Origin of the sequence: Corynebacterium accolens (assembly GCF_023520795.1) — a bacterium.
Lineage (GTDB): Bacteria > Actinomycetota > Actinomycetes > Mycobacteriales > Mycobacteriaceae > Corynebacterium > Corynebacterium accolens.
In genome coordinates, this window is the sequence record NZ_CP046605.1 from 314,975 (window position 1) to 331,012 (window position 16,038).

15 protein-coding genes are annotated in these 16,038 nt (G+C 62.7%); 6 read left to right on the forward strand and 9 right to left on the reverse strand.

Going from position 1 to position 16,038, the window contains the following annotated elements; all coding sequences use genetic code 11:
- Nucleotides 1-26 precede the first annotated feature (26 nt).
- From CACC_RS01535 to CACC_RS01545, 3 genes are read right to left on the reverse strand one after another with little or no spacing between them, the layout of a single operon-like run.
- On the reverse strand, nucleotides 27-830 hold the full coding sequence (locus CACC_RS01535) for an LmeA family phospholipid-binding protein (protein WP_005276607.1): 804 nt from the start codon (nucleotides 828-830) through the stop codon (nucleotides 27-29).
- Between the two features lie 49 nt (nucleotides 831-879).
- The gene (locus CACC_RS01540; RefSeq protein WP_005276609.1) at nucleotides 880-1,689 is read right to left on the reverse strand and encodes a hypothetical protein; all 810 of its coding nucleotides are present in this window, start codon (nucleotides 1,687-1,689) and stop codon (nucleotides 880-882) included.
- A 32-nt stretch (nucleotides 1,690-1,721) separates the two neighbouring features.
- Nucleotides 1,722-2,213: a DUF2505 domain-containing protein gene (locus CACC_RS01545; RefSeq protein WP_005276611.1), complete on the reverse strand. Its 492-nt coding sequence runs from the start codon at nucleotides 2,211-2,213 to the stop codon at nucleotides 1,722-1,724.
- Nucleotides 2,214-2,237: 24 nt separating this feature from the next.
- Between CACC_RS01545 and CACC_RS01550 the strand changes: the two genes are divergently transcribed.
- Nucleotides 2,238-3,362 carry a UDP-N-acetylmuramate dehydrogenase gene (locus tag CACC_RS01550; RefSeq protein WP_035108270.1) on the forward strand — a complete coding sequence of 375 codons (1,125 nt, stop codon included), beginning with the start codon at nucleotides 2,238-2,240 and terminating at the stop codon, nucleotides 3,360-3,362.
- A gap of 227 nt (nucleotides 3,363-3,589) precedes the next feature.
- Here CACC_RS01550 and CACC_RS01555 read toward each other — a convergent pair whose 3' ends face one another.
- The gene (locus CACC_RS01555) at nucleotides 3,590-4,066 is read right to left on the reverse strand and encodes an S-ribosylhomocysteine lyase (RefSeq protein WP_035108273.1); all 477 of its coding nucleotides are present in this window, start codon (nucleotides 4,064-4,066) and stop codon (nucleotides 3,590-3,592) included.
- Nucleotides 4,067-4,136: 70 nt separating this feature from the next.
- Here CACC_RS01555 and CACC_RS01560 point away from each other — a divergent pair, with 70 nt between their 5' ends.
- Nucleotides 4,137-5,306: a YihY/virulence factor BrkB family protein gene (locus tag CACC_RS01560; protein WP_005276616.1), complete on the forward strand. Its 1,170-nt coding sequence runs from the start codon at nucleotides 4,137-4,139 to the stop codon at nucleotides 5,304-5,306.
- A gap of 48 nt (nucleotides 5,307-5,354) precedes the next feature.
- Here the strand turns inward: CACC_RS01560 and CACC_RS01565 are convergent, their stop codons facing one another.
- The 4 genes from CACC_RS01565 to CACC_RS01580 all read right to left on the reverse strand — a co-directional run bounded on the left by CACC_RS01565 (nucleotide 5,355) and on the right by CACC_RS01580 (nucleotide 10,954).
- Nucleotides 5,355-6,872 (reverse strand): AMP-binding protein, encoded by a 1,518-nt coding sequence (locus CACC_RS01565; protein ID WP_005276619.1) that lies wholly within the window; start codon nucleotides 6,870-6,872, stop codon nucleotides 5,355-5,357.
- An 11-nt stretch (nucleotides 6,873-6,883) separates the two neighbouring features.
- Nucleotides 6,884-8,593, reverse strand: coding sequence for a long-chain-fatty-acid--CoA ligase (locus tag CACC_RS01570; RefSeq protein WP_005276620.1), 1,710 nt, complete (start codon nucleotides 8,591-8,593; stop codon nucleotides 6,884-6,886).
- A 70-nt stretch (nucleotides 8,594-8,663) separates the two neighbouring features.
- Complete coding sequence (locus CACC_RS01575; protein ID WP_005276624.1) at nucleotides 8,664-9,212, reverse strand: methylated-DNA--[protein]-cysteine S-methyltransferase; 549 nt, start codon at nucleotides 9,210-9,212, stop codon at nucleotides 8,664-8,666.
- Between the two features lie 23 nt (nucleotides 9,213-9,235).
- Nucleotides 9,236-10,954 (reverse strand): long-chain-fatty-acid--CoA ligase, encoded by a 1,719-nt coding sequence (locus tag CACC_RS01580; RefSeq protein ID WP_005276626.1) that lies wholly within the window; start codon nucleotides 10,952-10,954, stop codon nucleotides 9,236-9,238.
- Nucleotides 10,955-11,020: 66 nt separating this feature from the next.
- Here CACC_RS01580 and mshA point away from each other — a divergent pair, with 66 nt between their 5' ends.
- The 4 genes from mshA to CACC_RS01600 all read left to right on the forward strand — a co-directional run bounded on the left by mshA (nucleotide 11,021) and on the right by CACC_RS01600 (nucleotide 15,112).
- On the forward strand, nucleotides 11,021-12,286 hold the full coding sequence (gene mshA, locus CACC_RS01585; protein WP_005276630.1) for a D-inositol-3-phosphate glycosyltransferase: 1,266 nt from the start codon (nucleotides 11,021-11,023) through the stop codon (nucleotides 12,284-12,286).
- A gap of 41 nt (nucleotides 12,287-12,327) precedes the next feature.
- The gene (locus CACC_RS01590; protein WP_005276632.1) at nucleotides 12,328-13,074 is read left to right on the forward strand and encodes a phosphoglyceromutase; all 747 of its coding nucleotides are present in this window, start codon (nucleotides 12,328-12,330) and stop codon (nucleotides 13,072-13,074) included.
- Between the two features lie 68 nt (nucleotides 13,075-13,142).
- A complete protein-coding gene (locus CACC_RS01595) occupies nucleotides 13,143-14,405 on the forward strand; it encodes a sensor histidine kinase (RefSeq protein WP_414017575.1) in 1,263 nt (420 codons plus the stop codon).
- Nucleotides 14,402-15,112, forward strand: a complete 711-nt coding sequence (locus CACC_RS01600; protein WP_005276636.1) for a response regulator transcription factor — start codon at nucleotides 14,402-14,404, stop codon at nucleotides 15,110-15,112. The genes CACC_RS01595 and CACC_RS01600 overlap by 4 nt, the downstream gene beginning before the upstream one ends.
- Here CACC_RS01600 and CACC_RS01605 read toward each other — a convergent pair.
- Nucleotides 15,109-16,008: a DUF3109 family protein gene (locus CACC_RS01605; protein WP_005276637.1), complete on the reverse strand. Its 900-nt coding sequence runs from the start codon at nucleotides 16,006-16,008 to the stop codon at nucleotides 15,109-15,111. The two genes, CACC_RS01600 and CACC_RS01605, sit on opposite strands and share 4 nt — an antisense overlap.
- Nucleotides 16,009-16,038 lie beyond the last annotated feature (30 nt).

Below are 16,038 nucleotides of genomic sequence, written 5' to 3' on the forward strand. Positions count from 1 at the left end.
GGCCGCCACTCCCTAGGTCGGCGCTGTTAGGCGGCCTTCTTCTGCTCGCCGCTCTCGGCGGAGAAGTGGTCCATATCGTTCATCGGGACATCGGTGCCGGTGATGGTCAGCGTGAGCTTGCCATCGCCCACGTCCACGGATTCAACCTGCATGTCATTGGCAACGAGCTGCTCGGACATGCCGTCCTGCAGGGCATCAGAAATGGCGCTGGTGGCTTGCTCTGGCAGGGAGAGGCCAAAGATGGCGGCCTCGGTGGCATTGATCTCCAGCTTGCCGTCGCGGGCGGTGGGCTTGAGCGAAAGGCTGGCTAAGCCGCCACCAAACTTCACTTCAAGCTCGTCGCTCTGGTCATTCGCGGTGATTTCAGTGACCACCATATTCCCAATGGTTTCGCTGCCGGATTGGTCCGAGATTCCCTTTTGGAAGCTCGCCAGCAGATAGTCATCCGGAACGGTGGTGGTGGCGCGGAGGAAGCCGGCCACTGGGTTATCTGCATCCGTGGACATATCTTCCACGTGGATTTCAGAGGCGGGTTGACCCTTGATCTGCGAGCCTTCGATCTGCAGGGTCGACGGCGTGGTCATATCCATCTGGGAAATCGAGCCGCGCATAAGCCCAAAGAGGAGGGGGCTGCCGCCAAAGCTTACCGAGGGATCCTCCGTGACCTCGATGCCTTCTTCTTTGGCGCTATTTTTAAACTCCTCGGTCATCTGGTTACCAATGAACCAGCGCAGGCCAAATTCGGCGGTGAGGATTAAAACAAGCAGCGCTACGAGGACGCCTACGACAATTTTCCAAGCGAGCGATCCGCCCGATTTCTTTGCAGCCATGACTACCAGTGTGGCGCATGAGGCGGCCGGTGGCAATGTGTGCTGGATATTAGCGGGGCGCGATGCTCTCCCAGCTCACAGTGAGCGTATTATCGCGCAGCCGGCGGCGGGGAGGCTGGAGGTTAAAGGGGGCATCGGCAAGCAGGGCGTGTGCCATGCGCCATCGCACCCGCGGGCCGTGCGGGGCCCACCCGGCGGCGCGATCCCAGGCCCTATCGGCGGCCTGCAGGAGCTCGTGGATGGGCTCGCCGGGCACGTTGCGGTGGATGAGCACCTTGGGCAGGCGCTCGGCCACATCGGAGGGACGGGCAACGTCGAAGGGATCCCACGCGAGCGTCAGCGTCTTCGGGCCATGCTGATCGAGCAGGATCCACGCCGCGCGCCGGCCCAGCTCATCGCAGGTGCCCTCCACGAAGAACCCGCCAGGTGCCAAGCGCGAGCACACCGTCTGCCAGGCCTCCGCGACCTGGTCCACGTCGTATTGGCGCAGCACATTAAAGGCGCGCACCACCTGCGGCCGGTAGCCAGCGAGCTCAAATCCGCCCAGCTCAAAGCGGACGCCATCGCGCGGCGGCAGTACCCTGTCCGGGTGGATTTCCAGCCCGCGCACATCCACGCGGGGGTTGATGCGGCGCAGCCACCGCGCCCACTCCACGGTGGTGGTATGCGAGGCACCGTAACCCACGTCGAGCGCGAGCGGGGTGCGCACGTGGCGCAGCAGGGCCGAGATTTCCGGGTGCGCCATCATCCACCTATCGCAGCGCCTGAGCCTGTTGTAGTTGGTGGTGCCGCGGGTAATAACGCCAAAAGGCCGACCCGCTGCTGCGCTGGCGCGCAGGTTATGAGCGTGGTCGGCCATGGGAATCGGTGGATGCTAAGGCTGGGGATGCCTTAGGAGTTTTCAGAAATCCACTGTTCGGTCAGCTTGCCCTCGTTATCAAAGAGCTCTGCGAGGGATTCGCCCACCTTCGGCTCGATGGCTGCGCCCATCATCGGAATCTTGACGGAGATCTCGTTGGTGTAGGTCAGCTTGGTCATCTCGCCCTCGCCGGCCAGGGAAATCTCGCCCTTGAAGTCCACCGGGGTGCCCTTGACGTCAGCGGTGTAATTGACGTCAGCGGCCTGGCCGTTGAGCTCGCCTACGGTGACCACGCGCTTGACCTTGAGGTCCTGCGAGACCATGGCGCGCACAGCCTCTGGCAAGAGGTTGGTCGGCAGGACCTCGTAGAGAGTTGCTACGTTATCGGAGAAATCGTGAACCTGGCCTGCCTCCGGGGAAAGATTTTCCACGATGTACTCCCAGTACCCCTGGGTAAGCAGCGCCTTGTGAACCATGTCGATAGGCTGATTGATGGTTACGGTGTTTTCACTACGAGTTGACATGCTTAACAGACTACCTTGGTATACGTGCTTGATAAATTTTTGACGCAACAACTCACAGCAATCGACGGCGTAGACGTGGATCCCACGGCGAGCTTTGCCGATCTCACCACCTTGCGCGTGGGGGGAAAGCCACAGGTCACGTTGCGTTGTTCGCTGCCCGAAGCAGCGGTTGCGGCACTGCGGTACCTCGCGAAAGAAAAAGTTCCTTTCATCGTGGTCGGCGGCGGCTCCAACCTGCTGGTTTCTGATGGCGAGGTAGACGTAGTCGCCGTTGTCCTGGACTTTGCCGCGGTGGACATGGATACCCAGACCGGTCTCGTGCGCGCCCAAGCCGGCGCGGTATGGGACGAGGTCGTGGCGGAATCCGTGGCGCAGTCCCTGGGCGGAATCGAGTGCCTGTCCGGCATTCCCGGCACGGTGGGCGCGGTGCCCGTGCAAAACGTGGGTGCCTATGGCGCCGAGATTTCTGAGGTCCTGACCCGCGTGCGCCTGTATAACCTGCGCACCGATGCCGATGAGTGGGTTCCCGTCTCCGATCTCGATCTGGCCTACCGCTACTCCAACCTGAAATTCACCGGCCGCGCGGTCGTGCTCGAGGTCGAATTGCAATTAACCACGGATGGGCTCTCTCGCCCCTTACGCTTTGGGCAGCTTACCGATAACCCCGGCGAGCGCCGCCCCGTCGCCCAAGTCCGCGAGGAGGTCCTCGCCCTGCGCCGCGGCAAGGGCATGGTGCTCGATGCCGCCGACCACGACACCTGGTCCGCCGGCTCCTTCTTCACCAACCCCGTGGTCGAATCCAGCGTCGCCGACGCCATCCAGGACAAGGTGCGCGCCACGCTTGGCGATGCCCCCGCCGACCGCATGCCCCGCCACCCCGTCGCCGCCGCACAGGGCGACACCTCCCCGCATGAGAAGCTCTCGGCCGCTTGGCTTATCGATAACGCCGGCTTTACAAAGGGCTACCCCGGCTCCGGCCCGGCAACGCTATCCACCAAGCACACCCTGGCGCTGACCAATCGCGGAAACGCGACCGCCGCCAATATCGTCGCCCTGGCCCGCACGATCCGCGATGGCGTCCGCGAGGCCTTCGGCGTCGAGCTCGTGCCCGAGCCCGTGTGGCTGGGCCTATCCATGGACGAGGACTAGGCCGCGCCTTTCGGCGCGACGGGGCCGCAGCCGCTGTGGCCGCGCGGGTTTTAGGCCTGCGCGGACATAAAAACGTCCAAAACAACCGCGTTCTTCTAAAATTTGCCCTCATTTTTGGCGAAACGCGGTTGTTTTGGACGTAAGTGTCGCTTGCAGGCAGCACTGGCAGCGCGGGCAGCACGGGCAGGCAGCGCAAAGCCGCCCCGGCGCTGCGGCCCGGCGCAGTCTTAGGCAGCCATGACCTCGAGCCACTCCGGCTTGGCGTCCAAGAACTTGCGGGCCGCATCCTTTGCGCCCTTCAAGCTGTGGTGCGCGCCCCAACCGCACTGCTCTTCGTTGGCGGCGGGAACCTCGGTGGCGGAAAGGATATCGTTCAGCGCACCCTCAACGGCGCGCAGCAATTCATTCTGCTCCATGCCGTTGGTGATGGCGTAGAAGCCGGTGCGGCAGCCCATGGGAGCAAAGCCGATGAGCTTATCGGTGTAGTTGCGCATAAAGTTGGCCATCATGTGCTCCACGGAGTGCAGTGCCTCCGTGTCCAAGTGCTCCTTATTGGGCTGGCAGAAGCGCAGGTCATACTTGATAATCTCCACGCCGCCGCCCAAATCGGTGCGGTCAGCCACGCGGATATAAGGCGCGCTGACGAGGCGGTGGTCGAGCTCGAAGGACTTGACGTTAATCTTTTCTTGGTTCTGTTCAGTCATACTCCCCAGCCTAATCGCTGCGAGTGTCACTTCACAGAATAGATTCTTAGGCCGCATACGCTGCGTAACTATGAGTGCCTTGGACGATGCCCCCGCAACCGGCAGCAAGCAAGCCCGGAAGCAGACTGCCCAGCAACAAAAGATCGTGCCAAGCACCGTTACCACCCTGGTCACCGTGGAAAGCCCCGCCGCCGATGTCGATCCGTGGGCGCGCGGCAACCGCCTGCGCAAGGACAGCTGGGGCCTGGTAATGCGACGCGTGTGGGCTGATTTCTTCCACGATGCCTTAATGGACCGCGCCGCCGCGATGACCTACCTCACCCTCATGGCCTTCGCGCCCACTGTCCTGGCGGCATATTCCATTGCCACGCTGGTCTTTTCTTCGCGCCGGGGAGAGGTGGAGGCACTGACTGCGCAGTTCATCGATACGTACGTGCCCCGTTCTATGGCGGAGGAAGCCGGCACCATTGTCAGCTCCATTATCGGTTCTACGCGGGAGGGCACGTTTGCACTGGTGGTCTCCGTCCTGATTTCACTCTTCGCCGCCTCGGCGTATGTGCGTGCCTTCTCGCGCACCGCCAATACTGTCTACGGCCGGGTGGAGGGACGCGGCACTATCCGCACATGGGCGTTGATGTGGGCCATTACCGTGGTCCTCGTCATTGGCGCGGTGGTGGTCCTGTGTGCCAATTTATTGCGCGATACCGTCGTGGACAGCGTCATCGAGCCTGTAGCACTCCGCCTAGGGCTGCATGGAACCGTGGACTTTTTCGGTGGCATTTTTATGCCGGTGTGGAATTGGCTGCGCTTTCCCATAACTGTCGTGGTGGCGCTGGCGCTTATTGCCGTGTGGTACCACTTTGCGCCGAACGTTCGGCCCAGCCGTTTTCGCTGGATCACCTTGGGCTCGGTGGTAGCGCTAGTGACGAACCTGGTGGTGTGGGGCGCATTTTCCCTCTACATCAAGTACCTGGCCGGGGTGAGCATTTACGGGGCATTCGGAACGGTCATGGCGGTATTTATGACCGTCTGGCTGTCCAATACGATGCTGATTTTGGGCATCAAGATCGATGCGGAGGTCCTGCGTGCCAAGGAGCTGCAACTTGGACTGCACGCAGAGCGCTATATTCAAGCCCCACCGCGCTCCGAATTCGCGGCGCAGCAGCAGGTGCGCGCGAAGAAGAAACTAGAAGAGCGCTCGGGGCGCATCTTTGCCGATGCCGCCCGCGGCGAGGAATAGCCCCGCACCGGGACGTAGCCCGCGCCGGGAATCCACCGCTGCTGAGGATTAGTGTGAGGACACTGCTGCCACCAAGATGTCCTGCACCTGGCGGCGGCGCAGCTTGCCCAGCTGATCGGTGGGCAATTCTTCTTGCACTACGAAATGGCGCGGGACCTTATAGCGGGCCAAAAGGCCGCGGCAGTGCTCGCGCAGCGCCTCCGCGTCGAAGGTGGCGCCGGGGTGGAGTACCAGGCAGGCGGCGACGTCCTCGGAACCATCGGCACGCGGGATGCCGGCAACCGCAGCTTGGCTTATCGCGGGGTGGCTAAGCAGGGCGTGTTCCACCTCGCTGGGAAAGACGTTAAAGCCACCGGTGATGATGACCTCTTTAATTCGGCCGACCAGCCGGAAATGGCCATCGGCCTCGCGCACACCCATATCGCCGGTGCGCAGCCAATCGCCGTGGAATGCCTCCCGCGTGGCGGCGGGATTGTCGAGGTAGCCTCCAAAAACCTGGGGTCCGCGGGCAAGAATCTCACCGGGCGTGCCATCGGGTTGGCTGCGGTCAAGGTCGTCGGGATCCCCGATGCGCAATTCGGTATCGGCAAGCGGCTTGCCGATGGTCCCCACGCGCCGCCCCTCACCAAGCGGGTTAATGGTCAGCACGGGGGAGGCCTCGGTAAGCCCGTAGCCCTCGACGAGCATGCCGCCGGTGCGGTCTTGCCAGGGCTCGATGATGCGCGCCGGCAGCGATGCAGCCCCGGAAATGGCGTAGCGCACCCCGCCCAGGTCCGCTGCTGCTTCGCCGGCCTGCTCGTACATGGCTCGCTCATAAATGGTGGGCACACCCGGCATCCAGGTCGGCCGGCGCTGTGCCAAGGCGTTGACCACGGCCGTGGGGCGCGGGGAGGGCAGCAGGATGATCTCGGCGGCGCAGCGCACCGCGAGCAAGACGCTCATGGTCAGTCCATAGGAGTGGAACATCGGCAGCGTGGCAAGGAAGCGCTCGTGGCCCGGGCGCAGATCGGCCTGGGCTTCCAATTGGATGCAATTGGCGGCGAGGTTGCCGTGCGTGAGCACCACGCCCTTGGGCTGGCCGGTGGTGCCGGAGGTGTAGAGGATGAGGGCGGCATCGGCAAGCGCGGCCTCGCGGTGGGGAACTGGGGCGCCGGAGAGGGGAAGGGGCGCCTCCAAAGACACGGGGATCACCGTGCTGGCCAGGCCATCGACCACGGCAGCGACCTGATCCCAGACCAGGGCGATGCGGGCGCCGTGGTGGGCAAAGAGCGGGGCGAGCTCGTGGGCGGTGTACTGAGGGTTATGTTCGACTACGACCGCGCCCAGGCGCAGCACCGCGAAAAAGGCAATGAGGTGCTGCGGGGAGTTGGGCAAGACCAGCGCTACCCGGTCGCCGGGGCGGATTCCCATCTCCCGCAGGGCGCCGGCGGCAGCGGCGATGCGGGTATCAAGCTCCGCGTAGCTCAGGGTCTCGCCACTGAAAAAGGTGGCGGGACGGTGGGGGAAGTTGGCTACGGCGGTGGCGAGGAAATCCGTCAGCGTGGCGTCGTACTTGAGGTCTGACATGGTGGTTAATACTAAGCCTTCTGCTTGAGGAGATCGAGCAGATCCTGTTGCACCATGCGTCGGCGGATCTTGCCCAGCTGGTCTGAAGCCAGCTCCTCAAAGTGGTAGAAGGTGCGCGGAATCTTGTAGCCGGTCAGGCGCTCGCGGCAGAAGGACTTCAGGCCCTCTGGGTCCAGGACGGCGCCATCGCGCAGGATGACGCAGGCGACGACGTCCTCCGAGCCATCCTTGCGCGGGCGGCCCACCACGGCGACCTCCTTGACGTCTGGGTGCTTGCGCACCACTTCTTCTACCTCGGCCGGGTAGACGTTAAAGCCGCCGGTGATGATGATTTCCTTGATGCGGCTGACCAGGCGGACCCAGCCATCCTCATCCATGATGGCCATGTCACCGGTGCGGAACCAGCCGTTGTGGAAGGACTCCGCGGTGGCCTTTTCATTATTGAAGTAGCCCTGGAAGATCTGCGGACCGCGGGCCAGCATCTCGCCCGGCTCGCCATCTGGCTGGGTTTCATCGAGGTTATCCGGGTTGCCAATGCGCACCTCAACATCGGGGAAGGGCAGGCCCACATAGCCCGGGCGTCGATTGCCGTTCATAGGATTGCCGATGAGCACGGGGGAGGTCTCCGTCATGCCGAATCCCTCGACGAGCCGGCCGCCGGTCATGGATTCCCAGCGCTCCATCACGTCAACCGGCAGGGTGGCGGCGCCGGAGAAGGCATTGCTGATGCCGGCGAGATCCACGCCCTTGTCCTCGGCGGCGTCCATGATCTTCTCGTACAGCGTGGGCACGCCCGGCAGCCAGGTGGGGGTGTGCTTTTTAATGATGTCCATGATGAGCGGCATCTGCGGGGACGGAATCAGGATGAGCTCGGCTCCGAAGTAGATGCTGAGCACGCACAGCGTGGTCATGCCGTAGGCGTGGAAGAGCGGCAAGGCAGCGAGGAAGCGCTGCTCGGTGGCGTCCATATTCGTCAGCCAGGCCTCGCCCTGCACGCAGTTGGCGATGAGATTGCCGTGCGATAGCAGCGCGCCCTTGGGCTTTCCGGTGGTGCCGGAGGTGTAGAGGATAAGCGCGATATCGTCCTGCGTAACCTGGGCAATCTCGAGGTCCTTGCCGTCGCCGCCGATGGCAGAACCGATAAGCGTGGACCAGGCCACGGTATTCGGGGCCGCACCGGTCAGCTGCTCGCGCTTGGCGGCCAGCGGTGGCAGGGGAATCCGCAGCGCGAGGCGCTTTAGTGGCGGCATCGCCTCGATCATATTGACGGACACGATGGTCTCTAGCGGGGTGGTGGCGCGCAGCTTATTCAGCGTCTGCGCCGTCTTATCCCAGGCGATGACCACGCGCGCGCCGTGGTCCTGGAACAGCCCCTCGAGCTCGTGGGCGGTGTAGAGGGGATTGTGCTCTACCGCGGTGGCTCCCAGCAGCTGGATGGCATAAAACGCCACCACGTGTTGGGGGCAGTTGGGCATGACGATGGCGACCCTATCGCCAGGCCGGATGCCAAAGGCCTTAAGGCCCGCGGCGGCTGCGCGCACCTGGGAGTCTAATTCCGCGTAGTTCTGCGTATTGCCGAAGAAGTAGGTAGCGGACTTATTCGCATTGATGCGGAGGTTATTGACGTAGTAGTCAACGATGGTTTTATCGCCGTAATCAAGCGTGGCGGGGGTCCAGTCACTGTAGTGCTTGACCCAGGCCCGGGATTCGTATGCGGACACGCGCTACCCTTTCGTTTGGTAAAGAAAAATATTACAAAGGGCGAGTATACCCAGAACGTGAGGAAATCCTCTAGTTTTCTTCGAGTGTCAGCAAAAAACGCTTGATATCCAGGCCGCCGGCATAGCCGCCGAGCGTTCCATCGCTGCGCAGCACACGGTGGCAGGGCCTAATGATGGGCAGGGGATTGGCGCCGCAGGCGGTGCCGACCGCCCGAGTAGCAGCGGGGCGCCCCACGGCGGCGGCGAGCTCGCCATAGCTTGAGACTTCTCCGTAGCCAATGGAGTCGAGCTGCGCATGAATTTGGGCGCGAAATTCCGTCGTTGGCGCCGGGTTGAGCGGCAGGTCAAACTCGCGGCGGCACCCAGCGAAATACTCCGCGAGCTGCTCCTGCGCCGCATCTAAGATGTCTGCACCGCGCTTGTCGGTGCCCCCATCGTCCCCGCCGCTCACCTCGCCGCGAACCTTATTGGTTTCGCGGTGTCCCTTGCTTTCCTCGTTGCGGTCCTTGCTGGTTCCGTCGCGACCCAACTGGATCGCGACGAAGTCGACGCGGGACAGTCCGTCTGCGTCTGCGGTGAGCAGCAGCGGGCCGATGGGGGTATCGATGGTGCGCAGCATGGTGGTTGTGAACTCTAGGTGTTTTAGGAGTTCTTCTCTGCTTCGAGGCGGTTGATGAGGTCTTCTTGTACCTCACGGCGGCGGATCTTGCCCATTTGGTCCTTGGCCAGTTCCTCAAAGTGGTAGAAGGTGCGCGGGACCTTGTAGCGGGTCAGGCGCTCGCGGCAGTAGTCCTTGAGGCCTTCGGGGTCGAGAGCGGCGCCATCGGCAAGATCGAGGCAGGCCACGACGTCTTCGGAGCCGTCCTCGCGCGGGCGGCCCACCACGGCGGCGTCGTCGACGCTGGGGTGCTCGCGCAGGATTTCTTCGACCTCGCCCGGGTAGACGTTGAAGCCGCCGGTGATGATGATTTCCTTGATGCGGCTGACCAGGCGGATGAAGCCGTCTTCTTCCATGATGCCCATATCACCGGTGCGGAACCAGTCGCCGTGGAAGGCGGCATCGGTGGCTTCCTGGTTATTGAGGTAGCCCTTGAAAATCTGCGGGCCGCGGGCCAGCACTTCGCCCTCAACGCCGTCCGGCTGGGTTTCATCCAGGTTATCGGGGTTGGCGATGCGCACCTCGGTATCCGGGAAGGGAATGCCCACGTAGCCGGGGCGGCGGTCGGTGCTCATGGGGTTGCCCACGATAATGGGCGAGCATTCGGTGAGGCCGTAGCCTTCCACGAGCAGGCCGCCGGTGGCGTGCTCCCACTTATTGACGGTCTCAGAAGGCAGGGTGGATGCACCGGAGAAGGCCGCGCGCACGCCCTTGATGGGAACCTCTTGTTCCTCGGCTGCCTTGACGATGCGCTCGTACAAGGTAGGAACGCCCGGGACCCAGGTCGGGGTGTGCTTCTTCATCAACTGCATGATGAGCGGGATCTGCGGCACGGGGAGAATAACCAATTCGCCGCCGATGAGCTGGGCCAAGGTGACGTTCATGGTCAGGCCGTACGCGTGGAAGAAGGGGAGGGCGGCGAGCATGCGCTCTGGCTTATCCCCCAGGCCCGGGACCCATGCCTTGCCCTGGAGCAGGTTGGATACGAGGTTGCCGTGCGAAAGCATCGCGCCCTTGGGCGCACCGGTCGTACCGGAGGTGTACATCACCAGCGCGACGGTGTCCTTATCAATGTCCTCCGGCGTCTTAATATCGCTGCCGTTGCCACCGATGGCATCGCCAATCAGCGCCTCCCACGGCACGGTATTCGGCGCTGGGGCGGAAAGCTGCTCGCGCTTGGCCTTGAGCGGGGGAAGCGGCAGGCGCAGTGCGGCGCGCTGCAGGGTGGGCATGGCGTTGATCATGTTGATGGACACGACCGTTTCCAGGTTGGTGGTAGCCCGCAGCTTCTCCAGGGTGGGGGCGGCCTTGTCCCAGGCGATGGCGATGCGCGCGCCGTGATCCTGGAAAAGCCCCTCCAGCTCGTGGGCGGTATAAAGCGGGTTGTGCAGAACAACCTGGGCACCGAGCTTCAAGATGGCATAAAAGGCCGCGATGTACTGCGGGCTATTGGGGGCAACGATGGCTACGCGGTCACCGGGGCGCACGCCGAAGGCCTTAAGGCCGGCAGCGGCGGCGCGCACTTGGCGGTCCAGCTCGGAATAGTTTTGGGTGCGTCCAAAGAAATACGTGGCTGACTTATCACCATTGACCTCGAGGTTGTTGTCATACAGGTCCAACAGGGTGGTGGTGCCATAGTCGAGGCTATGCGGCGTCCACTCCGGGTAATACTGGAGCCATGCCTTTGATTCATAAGCGGACAATGCGTGACCTTTCGGTAGCGTAGGTTGTTGGCAGGGGCCAGTATAGCGCCGCTAAGATGGGACAACATGCGCATCGCCATGATTTCTATGCATACCTCCCCCATTGAGCAGCCTGGCTCCGGGGATGCCGGCGGAATGAACGTCTACGTTTTAAATATTGCCTGCCAATTAGCCCAGCTTGGCGTCGAGGTAGATGTCTATACCCGCGCGACCCGCCCCAGCCACAAAGAAATCGTGGACGTGGCCCCCAACCTGCGGGTGATCAACATCGTGGCAGGCCCCTTTGAGGGGCTAGAAAAGGAAGATTTGCCCACCCAGCTCGCGGCCTTTTCCGGCGGCGTGGTGCAATTTGCCAAGTGGCAGGGCAAAAAATATGACCTTATTCATTCCCACTACTGGCTGTCCGGCCAAGTGGGGTGGCTGCTGCGCGATCTTTGGGGCATTCCGCTGGTCCACACCGCCCATACGTTGGCCGCGGTGAAAAACGCTTACCGCACCGCCGAGGACACCGTGGAATCAGAGGCGCGACGCATCTGCGAGCAGCAATTGGTGGATAATGCCGATCTCCTGGTGGTCAATACCGATCAGGAAGCCCGCGACTTGGCGGAGCATTACGATGCCGAGCGCGACATCATCCGCGTGGTCTCCCCGGGTGCCGACGTGGGCCTTTTCACCCCTGGCACCGACCGCAATACGGAGCGCTCCCGCCGCGAGCTGGGCATCCCGCTGCACACCAAGGTCATCGCCTTTGTGGGGAGGCTACAGAAATTCAAGGGGCCCGAAGTTCTTATCCGCACCGCCGCCGAGCTGTGCCACCGCGAGCCCACCCGCGATTTTCGGGTGCTGATCTGCGGCGGGCCATCGGGAGCCAATGCCTCGCCGGAGGCGTATAGGGAATTGGCGCGGGAGTTGGGCGTGCAAAAGCGCGTGCGCTTTTTAGGACCCCGCCCGCCCGAGGAGCTGGTGGGAGTGTACCGCGCCGCGGATATCGTGGCGGTGCCCAGCTACAACGAATCCTTTGGCCTGGTGGCGCTCGAGGCACAGGCCTCTGGCACGCCGGTCGTCGCCGCGGCCGTGGGTGGGCTGCCCATCGCCGTCGTCGATGGTGAGACCGGGCTGCTCGTGCCGTCCCACGATCCGAAGGAGTGGGCGGATTCCCTGACCCAGCTGCTGGACGATGACCCCCGGCGCATCGCCATGGGCGAGGCCGCCGTCGCGCATGCCGTGCGCTTTAGCTGGACCAACACTGCCCGCGAGCTGACGGAGATTTATGCCGAAGCCCAGCAGATTCCGGTGCCTGACTGCCACCAACGCCGCGCGATGGGAGACTAGCCTCACTGACGCGCCGGGCGGTTTCGTGGCATGCTGGAGGCATGACTAACGGAAAACTGATTCTTCTTCGCCACGGCCAATCCACCTGGAATGAATCCAACCAATTTACCGGTTGGGTCGATGTTGATCTGACAGAAAAGGGTGAGGCAGAGGCCAAGCGTGGCGGCGAGCTGCTCGCGCAAGAGGGCATCCTGCCCAACGTTCTGTACACCTCCTTGCTGCGCCGCGCCATCCGCACCGCCAATATCGCGCTGGATGCGGCCGACCGCCACTGGATCCCGGTCATCCGTGACTGGCGCCTTAACGAGCGTCACTACGGTGCGTTGCAGGGCCTGAACAAGGCCGAGACCAAGGAAGAATACGGCGAGGACCAGTTCATGGCATGGCGCCGTTCCTATGACACGCGCCCGCCCGAGCTTGCCGATGACGCCGAGTACTCCCAGGCCAACGACCCCCGCTACGCGGACTTGGACAAGGTCCCACAGACGGAGTGCCTGAAGGACGTTGTCGAGCGCTTCGTGCCCTACTTCGAGGAAGAGATTCTGCCGCGGGCTAAGAAGGGCGAATCCGTCATGATCGCAGCGCACGGCAACTCCCTGCGCGCGTTGGTCAAGCACCTCGATGGTATTTCCGATGATGACATCGCCGGGCTGAATATCCCGACCGGCATCCCGCTGGTGTACGAGATTGCGGAGGATGGCTCCGTGGTCAACGAGGGCGGCACCTACCTGGATCCAGAGGCCGCCGAGGCCGGGGCCGCTGCCGTCGCCGCGCAGGGTGGCAAGTAACCCACTACTGCATATAAGTCCCCGGGGAGGTGCTCCCTGGGGACTTTCTAATGGTTAGGCTTAATGACGTGGAATTAATTTTTGTCTTTCTCGCGGGCGTGGTTGCCTGCGCGGTGGTGCTGCCGTTAATTTCGCGGGTGCGCGAGCGCATGGTACGCCGCCAGCGCGCCAGCGATGCCCAGGCAAACCAGGTCACCACCGTGAGCCAAGGCCTGCATCTTGCGGTCCAAGGCTCGCCCACGGCGCTGACGGTGCTCGATAGGAACCAGGAAATCATCCTGTCCAATCCAGCGGCGCACGAGATGTCCGTGGTCCACGATCGCGCCGTCAACCCAGAGATCTGGAAGACCGCAGAGCAGGTCTTCGAGGATAAGGAAACCCGCACCGTGGACTTGGCCATCCCCAAGCGCCGCACCGGGCACCGCGTCACACAGGTCAAGGCCGTCATCAAGCCGCTGACGCTTAACGATGGCCGCTTCATCATCATCTACGGCACCGATGAGAGCGAAAACGTGCGCATGGAATCCGCGCGCCGTGACTTCGTGGCCAACGTCTCTCATGAGCTGAAAACCCCGGTGGGTGGCATCGCGCTGCTTGCCGAGGCCCTCCTCCAAGACCCCGAGGACCCGGAGCATGTGAAGTACTTCGGTACCAAGGTACAAAAAGAGGCCAACCGCATGGCGGATATGGTCAGCGAGCTCATTTCGCTCTCCAAGCTGCAGGGCGCCGAGGCACTGCCGGAGATGGAACCGCTTTTCGTGGACGATCTCATCGACGAGGCGATTTCGCGCAATCAGCTCGCCGCAGACGCGCGCTCCATCAGGCTGACCCAAGGTCCCTCCGAGGACGTGCAGGTCATGGGTGACCGCTCCCTCTTGGTAACCGCGCTGTCCAACCTCATTTCCAACGCGATCAATTATTCGCCAGAGGAATTGCCGGTCTCCGTCTCACAGAAGGTGGTGGGGGATGACGTCGTGCTGATCCGGGTAACGGACCGCGGCATCGGCATCCCGCCGGAGCATCAAAAGCGCGTCTTCGAGCGCTTTTTCCGCGTTGACCAAGCCCGGTCGCGGCAGACGGGAGGCACTGGCCTAGGATTAGCAATTGTCAAACACGTGGTGGCCAACCACGGGGGCAATATCAAGCTGTGGTCGCGGCCTGGCACGGGCTCTACTTTCACCATCGAGTTGCCCATATATAAGGAAGAGAAGCCAGCGCACGAGGCTGACTTGCAGGATAATGAAGACAGGGATTCCGTCGATGCGGCGGCTCCTGGGCTCCAGCGTGCGGTAGCACGCGTAGCAGCACGTCGAAAGGATAAAGCACAATGACCACCATTCTCATCGTGGAAGATGAAGAGTCGCTGGCCGATCCGCTGGCATTCTTGCTCCGCAAGGAAGGCTTCGAGCCGATTATCGCTCTCGATGGCCCATCCGCGCTGGAGAAATTCGCCGATAATGACATCGACATCGTGCTGCTTGACCTCATGCTTCCCGGTATGTCCGGCACCGACGTGTGCAAGCAGCTGCGCGCTACCTCCTCCGTGCCGGTCATCATGGTCACCGCGCGCGACGCGGAAATCGATAAGGTCGTGGGACTCGAGCTGGGTGCGGATGATTACGTCACCAAACCGTATTCCTCCCGCGAGCTCATCGCCCGCATCCGCGCCGTGCTGCGCCGCGGCAACGATCAGGCCTCCAACGCGGACGCCGCAGAGGGCGCCGAGGCAGAAGACGAGCAGATCCTCTCCGGCGGCCGCGTGAAGATGGATGTGGAGCGCCACATCGTCACCGTGGCGGGCGAGCCGGTAGCGATGCCGCTCAAGGAGTTTGACCTGCTGGAATACCTCCTGCGCAACGCCGGGCGCGTGCTGACCCGCGGCCAGCTCATCGATCGCATCTGGGGTGCGGATTACGTGGGCGATACCAAAACGCTCGACGTGCATATCAAGCGCCTGCGTACCAAGATTGAGGAGCACCCCTCCCGCCCGAAGCACCTAGTAACGGTGCGCGGGTTGGGCTATAAATTCGAGCTCTAGTACCAGCCGGCCTTGATGCTGGCCGGGTGCTGGGTAAGCTTCACGCCGTGCTCGGCGGCTTCCGCACGAGCCCGGCATTGTTGCGCCAAAATATCGTAGCTTTCGCGCCCCATGAGCGCGACGAGCTCGTCCTCGTGCGATTGCCACATCGGCAGCGGATTGGCGTGGCAGGCGCTATCGGTAGAGCAGTACCAATCAAAGTCTTCGCCGCCATTGCCCCAGCCACGGCGGTCATATTCGCCGATGGTGGTGCGCAAAATTTCCTGCCCATCGGGGCGTTCTTCATAATCCTCGTAGCGCCGCAGCGGCAGCTGCCAGCACACCTCTGGCTTGACCACGGTCAGTTCCTCGCCACTATCGACGGCCCATTGGTGCAGCGCGCAGCCGGTTCCCGTTTCCCAGCCGGCGCGGTTGGCAAAGATGCAGGCGCCATCCACGATGGGCGTTTTCAGCGCCGGCTCAGGTTCGCCGTCCTCGCCGTCAAGCTCATCCCATTCCAACCACGGCTCTAGCTCATCGGTATTTTCTTGCGCCAAGAACTCATCTACCCCCGCTGGCCGCAGCTGCCAGTAGCGCGCGGGCATGCGGGAGACGGCATCGTAAAGCTGGTCCCGGTCTTGTTCATCGGCCATATATGCACCGTGCACGCAGCAGCCCACATCGGGCTGGCTCTTATCGATGCCCCTGCACGCCGACGTGCCAAATTGGCAGCTGTAGTGCGATTCCACCCACGTCAGATCGATGGAAAAGACGTGGTAAGGGTCGTTTGGGTTGGTAAATTCGAACCACTCCCGCGGAAAATCTGGGGCCTCTTCGCGCCCGGCTTTAATCGATGCCGCCGCTGGCGAGCTCGCGGGAAAACCTAGGTAAACGGTGTCAGATTTTGGGCGATTCACACCTAACCACGGTAGACCTACTACGCTATT

Bases quoted from the DNA above. Each gene is read 5' to 3' on its own strand.
- CACC_RS01600 (WP_005276636.1), top strand. From the start codon at position 14,402: ATGACCACCATTCTCATCGTGGAAGATGAAGAGTCGCTGGCCGATCCG.
- CACC_RS01565 (WP_005276619.1), bottom strand. From the start codon at position 6,872: ATGTCAGACCTCAAGTACGACGCCACGCTGACGGATTTCCTCGCCACC.
- CACC_RS01535 (WP_005276607.1), bottom strand. From the start codon at position 830: ATGGCTGCAAAGAAATCGGGCGGATCGCTCGCTTGGAAAATTGTCGTA.
- mshA (WP_005276630.1), top strand. From the start codon at position 11,021: ATGCGCATCGCCATGATTTCTATGCATACCTCCCCCATTGAGCAGCCT.
- CACC_RS01540 (WP_005276609.1), bottom strand. From the start codon at position 1,689: ATGGCCGACCACGCTCATAACCTGCGCGCCAGCGCAGCAGCGGGTCGG.
- CACC_RS01590 (WP_005276632.1), top strand. From the start codon at position 12,328: ATGACTAACGGAAAACTGATTCTTCTTCGCCACGGCCAATCCACCTGG.
- CACC_RS01555 (WP_035108273.1), bottom strand. From the start codon at position 4,066: ATGACTGAACAGAACCAAGAAAAGATTAACGTCAAGTCCTTCGAGCTC.
- CACC_RS01545 (WP_005276611.1), bottom strand. From the start codon at position 2,213: ATGTCAACTCGTAGTGAAAACACCGTAACCATCAATCAGCCTATCGAC.
- CACC_RS01575 (WP_005276624.1), bottom strand. From the start codon at position 9,212: ATGCTGCGCACCATCGATACCCCCATCGGCCCGCTGCTGCTCACCGCA.
- CACC_RS01560 (WP_005276616.1), top strand. From the start codon at position 4,137: ATGAGTGCCTTGGACGATGCCCCCGCAACCGGCAGCAAGCAAGCCCGG.